At 34.8% G+C, this 13,311-nt stretch carries 9 protein-coding genes; 1 reads left to right on the top strand and 8 read right to left on the bottom strand.

Annotated features, from left to right (window positions below):
- Positions 1–31: 31 nt before the first annotated feature.
- The 8 genes from IWX83_RS05435 to argS form a co-directional block, all read right to left on the bottom strand.
- Complete coding sequence (locus IWX83_RS05435) at positions 32–1,417, bottom strand: DUF4153 domain-containing protein (protein WP_196828194.1); 1,386 nt, start codon at positions 1,415–1,417, stop codon at positions 32–34.
- A gap of 55 nt (positions 1,418–1,472) precedes the next feature.
- Positions 1,473–1,766, bottom strand: coding sequence for a transcriptional regulator (locus IWX83_RS05430; RefSeq protein ID WP_196828192.1), 294 nt, complete (start codon positions 1,764–1,766; stop codon positions 1,473–1,475).
- A 2-nt stretch (positions 1,767–1,768) separates the two neighbouring features.
- On the bottom strand, positions 1,769–2,383 hold the full coding sequence (locus tag IWX83_RS05425; protein WP_196828190.1) for a hypothetical protein: 615 nt from the start codon (positions 2,381–2,383) through the stop codon (positions 1,769–1,771).
- A gap of 356 nt (positions 2,384–2,739) precedes the next feature.
- Positions 2,740–3,666: a magnesium transporter CorA family protein gene (locus tag IWX83_RS05420; protein WP_196828188.1), complete on the bottom strand. Its 927-nt coding sequence runs from the start codon at positions 3,664–3,666 to the stop codon at positions 2,740–2,742.
- A 229-nt stretch (positions 3,667–3,895) separates the two neighbouring features.
- On the bottom strand, positions 3,896–4,777 hold the full coding sequence (locus IWX83_RS05415) for a bifunctional 5,10-methylenetetrahydrofolate dehydrogenase/5,10-methenyltetrahydrofolate cyclohydrolase (RefSeq protein WP_196828186.1): 882 nt from the start codon (positions 4,775–4,777) through the stop codon (positions 3,896–3,898).
- A 77-nt stretch (positions 4,778–4,854) separates the two neighbouring features.
- The gene (gene ffh / locus IWX83_RS05410; protein ID WP_066082116.1) at positions 4,855–6,204 is read right to left on the bottom strand and encodes a signal recognition particle protein; all 1,350 of its coding nucleotides are present in this window, start codon (positions 6,202–6,204) and stop codon (positions 4,855–4,857) included.
- 128 nt (positions 6,205–6,332) lie between these two features.
- Positions 6,333–6,800 carry a hypothetical protein gene (locus IWX83_RS05405; RefSeq protein WP_196828184.1) on the bottom strand — a complete coding sequence of 156 codons (468 nt, stop codon included), beginning with the start codon at positions 6,798–6,800 and terminating at the stop codon, positions 6,333–6,335.
- Between the two features lie 68 nt (positions 6,801–6,868).
- Positions 6,869–8,647, bottom strand: a complete 1,779-nt coding sequence (gene argS / locus IWX83_RS05400; RefSeq protein WP_196828182.1) for an arginine--tRNA ligase — start codon at positions 8,645–8,647, stop codon at positions 6,869–6,871.
- 202 nt (positions 8,648–8,849) lie between these two features.
- On the opposite strand from argS, the gene IWX83_RS05395 reads away from it, so the two are divergent.
- On the top strand, positions 8,850–13,136 hold the full coding sequence (locus IWX83_RS05395) for a T9SS type B sorting domain-containing protein (RefSeq protein ID WP_196828181.1): 4,287 nt from the start codon (positions 8,850–8,852) through the stop codon (positions 13,134–13,136).
- The last annotated feature ends 175 nt before the right edge of the window (positions 13,137–13,311 follow it).

Raw genomic sequence — 13,311 nt, 5'->3', positions numbered from 1 at the left:
TCCCATTCAGAAACGAATGGGATTTGTGTTTTTATTTACTAGTTAAAAATTCATAATACAAAGCTTTTGATAAAAAAGACCTTGATTGCATTCGACTAATCTCCTTCTCTCTTGAAATTTCACTGTATTGACCCTCTAATTTATTTTTTGAAAAATAGTCTCGGCGCAATTCATCATTAAAGTTTAGTCTGGATAAAAATATAGGCTCTACTCCTTTGTTTACCGATATGTTGTAATTCGTAATTAGGTTTCCCCAATTCACAAAACTGCACAAAAGAATCGTTCCATAAAAATACCAAATCATTTGATTGAAAAGAAAAGCATTTGTTTTTTGTTTAGTGATTTTTGTAAAAGAAATAACCAATCCAATAATGGCTAATATCAAGAAAGCAAATACACCTAATCTTTTATAAGTCAATCCAAAATAAGAAACGTATTCTGCGTTTTTAATAATTGTACTAAGGATTAAAACTCCATTTAAAAGAATCCAAATCTTAGCTAATTTTTTAAGCTTTTTAGCTTTTTCATCAAAATTAAACCCTCCTTTAAAATAGAATAAAATAACACCAACTGCCATTATGATTGAAAAAATAACGGCAGTTACTCTTTCGTGTGTATCGGAACTTAAGTTAGATTTTTTGACCACTTCAAAAAACTGTTCGTAATTATAAGTCGCAATGAAAACCAAAAGAAGAATATTTAAAAGAAACAACGTAATCTCGCCGCTTCTTCTTTCAAAATCAATATCCAAAAACGAAAATGAATTTTGATTTTGAGTTTTGGCTTCTTCCTTAAAATCACTGTCCAATACATCATTCTTTTCGTAACAAACCTCAGGAATCCAATAATTCCAAAAAGTGAACGATATGAAAAATCCTAAAGCGGTAAGTACAAATGCTTGCCACACATCAATATCTAAATAATAATCGGTAAACAAAGACGAAAAATGATCGCTCCCAAAAGAATATACGATTAAAAATAACCCCAGAAATAGGACTGGAATAAGAAAATAAGCAATCAGTTTTTTTGCAAAACCGTTATTGACTTTTCGCTTAGGAAGATATTGACTGAACATCAATATGCGACCTAACGAAGCGATTCCGTTGATAAAGACCAAAGGAAGAGCTTGTAACACTTTAAGTTTTGGTTCCTGGATTTTGAATTGTAAAAAGATAATCGACAAAGCCATGGCAAAAAAAGATGGAAAATCTCCGTACCAAGCAAACGCAAAGCAAGACAGAACCGATGTAACCACTAAAATCAAATGCAACCTACTGGTAAATTTCTCTTGGAAGAAATAACTTATTAAGGCGGTTTGCATCATACCGAAAATGGCCCAATTGAGACCCAAATCTTCGTTGTAAAAAAGCAGCATAAAAACCAAACTGCTGGCTAAAATAAAATGTAGTTTTTTCATAATTAAAAATTTAAAAGTACTTTGCATTTCAAAGTAAAAAGTTAAAAAAAAGGTTTTATTTAGATTTTATTAATTTTTCAAGACTATTTAAGTGGGAAACAAAAGCAGCTCTACCCATATTGGTAACGCGATACGAAGTTTTTGGTTTTTTACCGACAAACTCCTTTTTAACTTCAATGTATCCAGATTTATCTAATGCCGAAGAATGACTTGCTAAGTTACCATCAGTTATATTCAATAAAGATTTCATTTCCGTAAAATCAATCCAATCGTTAACCATCAGAACAGACATAATGCCTAATCTGACCCGACTTTCAAAATCTTTATTTAATTTGTCAATGATTCCCATTTCTATTTGTATTTTTTAAACACAATTATTCCGTACAGGATGTGCAAAATTCCAAATCCAATTGCCCAAAAAACAAGTCCGAACCCAAGATAAAAAAGGGAAATACAACCTAAAATAATCTCACATGCACCCAAATATCTAATATCCGAAAAAGTATATTTCCCAGCATTAATAAGTGCTAAACCATAAAACAATAAAGTAACAGGAGCAATCAAAGCAAATAGCTGATGGTATAAAAGTGCCAAACAAAATACGCCTCCAACCAGTAAAGGAATTGCTAGATTCAGTAACATTTTTTTAGTAGTATTAGTCCAAACCGGTAAATCAAACTTTTTACTTTTTCTCAGCGTAAAAAATATACCGGATCCGAAAGCTAAAATCAAGATTCCGCAAGCAACGAAAACTAATTCAATTATCAAATCATAGCTATACATCTTTTGGTTACCATCAAAATATTCAAAACCATTATTTTTAAATAATTGATACGCATAAATGGACCCAGCTAATGCAAATAATCCTGCAAATACTCCAGAAAGACCACTTAATGAAATAAATCTGGAAGAGCGTTCCATCATGGAACGAATATGCGATAAATCTTCTTGAAGTTTTTGACTCATAAATAAAGTACTTTGAATTACAAAGTTACTTATTATTTTTAGATTTCAAAATAGAAACGGATTTAATTTTGATAAATTTTATAAAATGAAAATCTCTTCTATTTAAAGGAAAAGAATAGTGTAAAAGATTCGTTTTCTTAGATTCTATTTAGAACCTGCTTCCCAACCTCTTTGAATCTCACCAATCGTAGAATCCCAGTCGTAAATTGTTTGTATGATAAAAAGTGTAGCAAATCCTAAGAAAAATATTTATATGTCTCTGTTTGAAATTTTCATTTTTATAATATTTAATTTTTTGTTTAAATACATAAATTAATTAAATCAAAAATCCAAAAAAGTAAGATTATAATTATAAATCAAAACCATCTCTTTCTTTTGAATAAAAACACACCAAAAGCAGATAATAAAACAGATACAGAAATGACAATCCATATTCCATAGCGATTATCTTGTAAATCATTAGGCACATTCATTCCGTACAAACTGGCAATCAAGGTTGGAATCATCAGAATAATCGAAATCGAAGTCATCTGTTTCATGATCGTATTCATATTATTAGAAATCACTGAAGCATACGCATCCATAGTTCCCGTTAAGATGTCACTATAAATATTAGTAGTTTCTTGTGCCTGACGCAATTCAATTTCAACATCTTCTAATAAATCCAGATCAAAATGCTCTTTTTGTGACTTTATATTCTTGATTCGGTGTAATAAAATATCATTCCCCTTCAAAGAAGTCATGAAGAATACCAAACATTTTTCTATTTGAAGCAACGCTTGTAACTCTTCATTTTTAATTGACTTTTCGAGATTATCCTCGGCTAATTTTATTTTTTGGTTGACTTGTTTTAAGTATTTCAAAAACCAAACGCTGGAGGATAATAGCAGTTTCAACACTAAATCAAAATTGTCTTTAATGTTGATATTTTTGCGTTTCGTATAGGTTACAAAGTCAGTAAGCATTTTCGTTTGATGAAAAGTGATAGTGATGCAAATCGCTCCTTTAAATACAATTCCAACGGGTATAGTATGAAAAGGTAGTTTAATAATATTACTTTTTACAGGAATTCGCATGATGATCAAAGTCCAACCATTTTCAATTTCTATCCGTGGTCTTTCATCAATATCTTCGATGTCATTATAAAATGCTTCTGGAATTTGTAATTCGTCGAGTAAATATTTCTTTTCTGCTGCGGTAGGACATTCTATATTGATCCAGCAGTTTGGCGTCCATTCCGTAATGGCAGTTAATCCGTTATTGTTTTTGTAAAAAGCTCTCATTTCAAAATTCCATAGGTTTATTTATAGCCTCTTGAAAATAGTTCAAGTGCTACATTAGTTCAACATTTCCGAATAATAATCGTCCATTTTAAAGGTCTTTTTTTTAAGTGGTTCAAAAGTATTCTTTAAATTCCGTTTCAGCATCAATTATCAGAATTTTATGCGTATTTTAAGATAAAAAAAGCCTTAAACGTACATTTAAGGCTTTTAATTAACACTATGTTTCTCTTTATTTATTTCTTTTCATTTCTCTAGCTAAAAGCGTATTTTTCAATAACATTGCAATAGTCATAGGTCCTACTCCACCCGGAACCGGAGTAATAAACGATGATTTTTTACTTACATTCTCAAAATCAACATCACCAGTAATAACATATCCTTTTTCGTTTGTTTCATCTGGAACACGAGTAATACCTACATCAATCACGACAACACCCTCCTTCACCATATTTGCTTTCAGGTAATTTGGAACACCCAAAGCCGTAATAATGATATCCGCTTGAATGGTAATTTCTTCAATATTTTTAGTGTAACTGTGTGTTAAAGTAACTGTTGAATTTCCAGGAAAACCCTTTCTACCCATCAAAATACTCATTGGTCTTCCCACGATATGGCTACGACCAATCACAACGGTATGTTTCCCTTTGGTTTCTACACCGTATCTTTCTAACAATTCTAAAATTCCAAAAGGTGTCGCTGGAATAAAAGTAGTCATGTCTAATGCCATTTTTCCAAAATTCTCAGGATGAAATCCATCGACATCTTTACTTGGATCAACCGCCATCAACACTTTCTGCTCATCAATTTGTTCTGGAAGCGGCAATTGAACGATAAATCCATCAATTTCATCATTCTCATTTAGTTCCTTAATCTTCTTTAGTAATTCAACTTCAGTAGTGGTACTTGGCATTTTTACTAAAGTAGATTCAAAACCCACTCTTTCACAGGCTTTTACTTTACTTCCTACATAGGTTAAACTTGCTCCATCATTTCCAACAATCAGAGCTGCTAAATGAGGTACTTTCTCCCCATTGTCTTTCATTTTTTGTACTTCTACAGCAATTTCACTTTTAATATCTTCCGCTGTTTTTTTTCCGTCTAGTAGTTGCATTGTTATTTGGTTTAATATATTAAAGCAAAAAGTCTCAAAATCATTACGACTTTAAGACTTTCTACTTTTGACTCATTTTATCTCATTCCTGGCATTCCGCCTTTCATGCCGCCCATCATTTTCATTAGGTTTTTTCCTCCTGGCCCTTGCATCATTTTCATCATCTTGCTCATTTGGTCAAACTGCTTCATCAATTGGTTGACCTGCTCGATTTTGGTCCCCGAACCTTTAGCTATTCTGGCTTTTCTTTTGACATCAATTAAAGCCGGCTTGCTTCTTTCAATTGGCGTCATCGAATGAATGATTGCTTCAATATGTTTGAATGCATCGTCTTCGATCTCCACATCTTTCATGGCTTTGGAAGCACCTGGTATCATTCCAACCAAGTCTTTCATATTTCCCATCTTTTTTACTTGCTGGATTTGAGAAAGAAAATCATCAAAGCCGAATTCGTTCTTGGCAATTTTCTTTTGGATTTTTCTAGCTTCTTCTTCGTCAAATTGCTCTTGCGCTCTTTCAACCAAAGACACAACGTCTCCCATTCCCAAAATTCTTTCGGCCATACGAATGGGATAGAACACATCAATCGCGTCCATCTTTTCTCCTGTACCTACAAATTTAATTGGTTTATTAACAACAGATTTAATCGAAATCGCAGCTCCACCACGTGTATCACCATCTAATTTGGTTAAGATAACCCCGTCAAAATTTAATCTTTCGTTAAAGGTTTTTGCTGTATTTACAGCATCTTGACCTGTCATTGCATCCACAACAAATAATGTTTCTTGCGGCTGTATGGCTTTGTGAACGCGTTCAATTTCATCCATCATTTCCGCATCAACTGCTAAACGACCGGCTGTATCGACAATTACAACATTAAACCCATTTGCTTTCGCATGTTTGATCGCATTTTGAGCAATTTCAACAGGATTTTTATTTTCTGGTTCAGAATATACCTCAACTCCTATCGAATCCCCAACTACATACAATTGTTGAATTGCTGCTGGTCTGTAGATATCACAAGCCACCAATAATGGTTTTTTATTCTTTTTTGTAAGAAGATAATTTGCCAATTTTCCAGAGAAAGTAGTTTTACCTGATCCTTGCAAACCTGCCATCAAAATAACCGTTGGATTTCCAGAAAGATTGATTCCAGCAACATCACCCCCCATTAATTCCGTAAGCTCGTCTTTGACTAACTTCACTAACAATTGTCCCGGTTGTAGGGTTGTCAATACATCCTGCCCAATTGCTTTTTCTTTTACTTTGGTAGTAAAATCTTTCGCAATTTTGAAGTTGACATCGGCGTCAAGTAAGGCTCTACGGACTTCTTTCAGCGTTTCGGCTACATTTACTTCGGTGATTTTTCCGTGACCTTTAAGTATGTGAAAGGCTTTGTCTAGTTTATCGCTTAAATTATCGAACATAGTAATGATTTATTTTGAAATGCAAATTTAAGCATTTGATTTTGAAGTTGTATTCATAATATTATAAAAAAAACAGTCTTTTTTCAGACTGTTTTGTAGTTGTATTTGGCGATAAAGCACAAATTATTCTAACTTTTTTCAAAAGTTAAATATTTAGTTTCTCCAGCGCTACTCTCTGTGGTTCTCAATCGGAGCTGCGTGGGAGTTATTTCAAAAACACTCCAATCCTCTGATATCCCAGCTCCATTTGGATTCAAAAAAGCAATTGTAAATTCAATATCGTTATGCGGATTATCATCCATTTTATTAGATTTGATAACAGACCATTTTCCACTGTAATCTAAACTTGTAGATTGAGCGGTTAAGACATCATTTAGCCCAAAAGTAAAATTATATCCAGAAAAAGAATTTAATTTATTGGTTTTGCTATCGAAAAAATAAGTGATTTTCCAAGTTCCTTGATTCAAAGTACTGCGTATTGCGTCGGGAATTTTATCAACTGTACTTGTAACAACGACCTCATCTGCACAACAAGTTCCGGCAATATTCAATAAAAATATAAAAAACAGGACTGGGAAAAACAATATTTTTTTCATAATATATCAGTAATTAGTTTTAAAATTACTAAATATTGTATTGATTTCACAAAAAAATGAACAAAATTTTACATTCTTTCGGGAACATTGATTCCTAATAATTTAAAAGAGGTTGCAATCACATCAGCTACTTTCTTTGATAATTGCACTCTGAAAATTTTATTCTCTACATCCTGCTCTCCTAAAATAGGAACAGCCTGATAGAATGAATTATACTCACGAACTAAATCATAGGTATAGTTAGCCAAAAGGGCTGGACTGTGATGCTGTGCTGCATTTTGAATCACTTCTGGAAACAATTCTAGTTGTTTTACCAATTCTTTTTCTTTTTCATGAAGTGTTTCTATTTTTGATTTATTTGAAAAATCAAAATTAGCTTTACGAATAATCGATTGAATTCTCGCGTAAGTGTATTGAATAAACGGCCCTGTATTTCCAGCAAAATCAACGGATTCCTCTGGATTAAAAAGGATTCGTTTTTTTGGATCTACTTTTAAAATGTAATATTTCAAAGCACCTAAACCAATTGTACGGTATAACTTTTCTTTTTCTTCAGCAGAATAGGCCTCTAGTTTCCCTAAGTCTTCCGCAATTTTTTGCGCTGTATCCGTCATTTCTTGCATCAAATCATCGGCGTCAACAACCGTTCCTTCGCGGCTTTTCATTTTTCCCGTAGGCAAATCTACCATTCCATAGGACAAGTGATATAAATTTTTAGACCAATCAAAACCTAGTTTTTTCAAGATCAGAAACAGTACTTTAAAGTGATAATCCTGCTCGTTACCAACGGTATAAACCATTCCACCAACATCTGGATAATCTTTCACACGTTGTATGGCGGTACCAATATCTTGTGTCATGTATACTGCAGTACCGTCGGAACGCAATACAATTTTACGGTCTAAACCTTCATCTGTCAAATCAATCCAAACGGAACCGTCAGGATCTTTTTCGAAAACTCCTCTGTCTAAACCAATTTGAACCACATCTTTTCCTAACAAATAGGTGTTGCTTTCATAATAAAACGCATCAAAATCGACACCTAAATTTTTATATGTGGTAGCAAAACCATCATACACCCATTGATTCATGGTTTTCCAAAGTGTGATTACGGCATCATCTCCAGCTTCCCATTTCAGCAACATTTCTTGCGCTTCCAGAATGATTGGCGCTTGTTTTTTGGCTTCCTCTTCCGTTTTGCCTGCGCTTACTAATTGGGCTATTTCTTCTTTGTACGCTTTATCAAAAGCAACATAGTAATTACCAACTAATTTATCTCCTTTTAAACCGGTTGATTCTGGTGTTTGTCCGTTTCCAAATTTTTGCCAAGCCAACATTGATTTGCAAATATGGATTCCTCTATCATTAATGATTTGAGTTTTATATACTTTTTTGCCGGAAGCCTTGATAATTTCAGCTACTGAATATCCCAAAAGATTGTTACGTACGTGACCTAAGTGCAAGGGTTTGTTGGTATTTGGTGAGGAATACTCAACCATTACCGCTTTGTCTTCTGTATTTGGAGTAACGAAACCAAATTTAACATCATCTTTTATTGCTCCAAAGAAATCCAAATAATATGCATCAGAAATAACAATATTTAAAAATCCGGAAACCACATTAAAACGGCTCACTTCAGCCAAATTTTCAACTAAATAGTTTCCTATCTTATTCCCCAATTCGACTGGATTACTTTTAACTACTTTCAATAAGGGAAAAATCACCATGGTAATATCTCCTTCAAATTCCTTCCGTGTAGTTTGAAATTCAACTTTATCACTTGTAACGTCAAATAAAGCTTTTACAGCTTGTTCAATAGCGGGCGTAAGAATCTGTTGTAATGTCATGGTGTAAATTTAAAAATGCAAAGATAATTCTAATTCCTTAATATGCTTATAAAAGTTTTTCTATTACGTCTTAAAAACACTAATAAAGGAAAATAACCGTTCTACAACTATCTTTAAGATTGAGTTAACATAAATTTAGCATTTTTTAAAAATCGTATTTCAATTTTTACTATTTTTGATAAGTGAATTAACAACCTAAAAAATGAAAAAGACACTTATTTTTATATTGTTGATAGTTATATATACTGGTCACTCCCAGTCAGTTACAATAAGCACAACAAAATATACGGTTGACGAATTGGTAAATCAAGTATTGGTAAATTCGCCATGTGTTCAAGGTACCAATGTTACTTCAAGGACAGGAACAGCATTTGGATCTTCAAACGGAATTGGCTATTTCGAAAATACAAATTCTAGTTTTCCGTATTTAAATGGTGTAGTCTTAAGCACGGGAGATGTATTGAAAACACCTGGACCCAACACTAACATTCTTAGTGATGGATCTCCTGCATGGCTAGGAGATTCAGATCTAGAAGCTAATTTACTTTCGCAATCTGGGATAACAATTAATTCCATCAATGCAAGTTTCATAGAATTTGACTTCCAACCAAAAACACCCAATTTTGACTTTTCTTTTCTTTTTGCTTCTGAAGAGTACGGAACTTCCCAATGTAACTTTTCCGATGCTTTTGCTTTTCTTTTAAAAGATGTAACCGCTGGAGGTCCAAATGTGAATTTAGCGGTCATTCCAAGTACTACCATCCCGGTTTCTGTTGAAACTATTAGAGATGGAGCTTATAATTCAGATTGTCCGTCTGCTAATCCGAGCTATTTTGGCGCTTTTAACGGAAATGGATTTGGTCCTGCCATAAATTTCAACGGACAAACAGTTTCAATGCTAGCTTCGGCAACCGGTTTAGATATCACTCATGTGTACCGCATCAAATTAGTTATTGCTGACGGAGGAAATAATACAGGGTATGATTCTGCTATTTTTTTAGAAGCAAATAGTTTTAACATCGGACAGGATGTATTGGGTCTAGATTATACCTCAGCAAATAATGCCGCAATTTGCCCTGGGACTACATTGCCAGTATTATCTGCCGCAGGTTTAAGTGCTGGGACTGCATTTGTATGGAAGAAAAACGGAATAGCATTTTTGCCAGCACAAACGGGAGAAACATTAAACCTAAACAACATCATTCCACTAGTAGGCTCCGGGATTCACACCTATAGCGTCACCTACACAGAACCAGGATGCATTGCTGTCACGGATGAAATCACCATCGAAATTTACCCTAAGATTGCAGTACTAGCGACCATTCCAAATATTTACGCCTGTGAAACTGGCGCTTCGAACTACGATTTTGACTTAAGTAAAAATAGTACCATCATTCGAGCTGGAGTCAATCAATCTACAAATGCAGCTGGTATTTTAGACGATCTACCTGCGGACACTATCATCTCCTATCATGTAACGAATGCAGATGCTATGGGAAATACGGGCGCAATATCAATTCTCCAAACCATTTCAACCGCTGAAAGTGGAAAACAAATATTTGTTAGAATTCAAAACCCTACTACATTATGCTATGAAATAAGATCTTTCCAATTATTCGTTGTTCCACCACCACAAATAGTAAATACACCTGCTGACGTCACATTATGCTCTAGAAATCTATCAGAAAATCCTTTAAAAGCAAATTTCGACTTAAGTCCGCAAATCGCTTCTATACTAGGGACTCAAGACGCTTCTTACAATATTTTATCCTTTCATACGTCTTCCGCTGGAGCAAATAACAACACCAATACGGTCTCCCTAAATTCGAGCAACCAAATACTATCGCCATCTACAACCTTATGGGTCAGATTACAAAACACCTCAAATAGTAACTGTTATGTGGTCACTAGCTTTCAATTAATTGTTAACCCACTACCCGCAGTAGATATTTTACAAGATGTATTTGTTTGTACCTCGTATACCCTACCTGTTTTAACAAAAGCCGGCGCTCAGTATTGGACTGGAAACAATGGAACGGGTACACAACTTTTTGCAGGAGACGTTATCACTACCACAACAATCGGTTTATATGTTTTCAATCAATCTGGAATTTGCACCAATCAAGATTCTTTTGATGTAACTATAGCCGATTTGGACAGCATTTCGCCTGCTTCTGAGACTTACTGCACACGATACATCCTTCCCGCCTTACCTTATGCTAAATATTTTACACAAAGCGGAGGTGCTACCACTACTGGAAACGTTCAGCTAGCAGCTGGATCTGTAATAAGCACTCCCGGAATAAACAGAATTTATGTTTGGTTTGAAGATACCACCGTTACACCCTCATGCACAAAAGAAAAGCCATTTGACATTACAATAATTCCGTTTACTGCATTACCGAACTATCCAAATCAATTTGGGTGTGTTTCTTACACACTTCCTGTCGAGCTTAACGGTGGCGTTTATTACACCGGCACAAATAAAAGCGGTTCTCTTTTACTCCCTGGAACAGTGCTAACCACGACTACTCAAATATATGTTTTTAAAGAAACCAATACGGCTCCACTGAACTGTTCGTCAGAAAAAACATTTAAAGTTTTTATTGGCCTTGCAAGCATTACCCCTCCTACAGATGTTAATTCCTGCTCCGCTTATCGCCTACCTACCTTGACGGTTGGAGAATATAGAACCGCAGCAGCAGGAGGAGGAAGTGTTGTTGCAGCTGGGACATTTATCAATGCAACTACAACGCTTTGGTTTTATGTAACAGGAGAAAGTTGTACTGACAATTTAGACTTTACTATTACTGTCAACATTGCTCCTTTACCAGAGATTCTAGATACTGAGCCACAATGTGACGTATATTATTTACCTCCTGTTGCACATGCAGGAAATTATTTCACAGGACCCTTAGGAACTGGAAATCTTCGTCCTGTTGGATATCCAGTAACTACCACACAACTAATGTACTTCTATGATAAAGCTCCAACTGGAACATGTTATGTAGAAAAAGAATTTGTGATTACCATTAATAGATCTCCTGTGATTGATGCAAAACCGGTAGAAGTTATTCGATGTGGTCAAAGTTATATATTAGATGATTTAAGAAACGGGGAATATTACGAATTTGCGGGAGGACCCTCACCTACAAATCCTGTTTTACGGCCGGGAACCGTTTTAACAACCTCAAAAACAATATATGTGTATGCCGCAGCTCCTGCACCTAACACCTGCGTTTCTGAATATAGTATAGAGGTACTAGTTACGTTTGTAAATGACATCGAGGATCAAAATGCATGCGACAGTTTTAACTTATCTGCTATTATAGGAATGGGAAGTTACTATACTGCTCCAAATGGTCCAAATGGAACGGGTGTACTAGTACTGCCTCCCTATGCTCCTATAACTACGACAACTACGCTTTATGTTTATGTGGATAACAACAATAGAGTTGTTTGTATCGATGAAGATCCTTTTGTCATCACCATTTATACTACTCCAACGATTACACCAATTGCTCCCGTAACGCGATGTGAGTCATACGAATTACCCACTTTTACAGCTCCTGTAACCCGATACTTTACAAACCCAGGTGGCCCAGGAAGCAGCAACATCGAAAAATTCCCAGGAGATCAAATCACTGTATCAAGTACTATCTACGCTTATGCTGAGGCTGGTACTACATCAACGGTTATTTGTCCTTCAGAAAAACCAATGGTTATTACTATTACTCAGAAACCAAAACCAGACCTTACAGTTCCTACCATTTGTATTGATATTGATACCGGAATCACAACAAATGCTTTTATTGAAAGTGGGTTTACAGCACCACAATATGCCTTTGAATGGAAAAGTGAGGACGGACCTTTAGTAAGTACAGCCGAGAATTTCTCAACAAACGAGCCCGGAAATTATACGCTTACGGTCACCAATTTAGCAATATTTGGATGTACCTCTGACATTGTACCTTTTACAATTATTGAGTCTTCAAAACCAGCTTCGGTAACGTATACTACCCGCGGATGGTTTACGGATAACCAAACTATAACTGTAAACGCCGTACCGTTTATAGGTGATGGAAGCAATTTCCTTTATTCAATAGACGGAGGTTCATTTCAAATAAGTAACGTGTTTAGTAATGTCAGCCCTGGACTCCACGAAATTACAGTAAGCGATGCTAATTGTGGGACGTTTACTATTCCTGTTACAATCAAACTTATAAGCAGTCCCAAATTCTTCACTCCCAATGGAGATGGTTTTAACGATACTTGGAACATAACAGGAATTCCAAATAGTGAAAATTTAAAATTATATGTCTTTGATCGCTATGGAAAACTATTAAAGCAATTGTTTCCTAACGGCTCGGGATGGGATGGAACCTTTAACGGATATCCACTTCCAGCAGATGATTATTGGTTTACCATTACCTATACTGAAGACAACATTGCTAAAGAATACAAATCACATTTTTCTCTGAAACGATAAATCGGAAGACAAAAAACAAGAAGGCTTTCCTAATCGAAAGCCTTTTTTTGTTAAATAAAAAAATTAAAAATAAAATAGCTGTAACAAAATAAGGCTTTAGCAGTCTACTAAGTAGATTCAAATAAATACCATTTATAGTTAATTAAAATAGTTTGGATTGCGTTAGGTATTTACT

The organism is Flavobacterium sp. CG_9.1 (assembly GCF_015751645.1).
In the GTDB taxonomy this organism is placed as follows: Bacteria; Bacteroidota; Bacteroidia; order Flavobacteriales; family Flavobacteriaceae; genus Flavobacterium; species Flavobacterium xanthum.
Note: the sequence above shows the minus strand (reverse complement) of the source record. Positions and strands in the feature narration are given on the sequence as shown.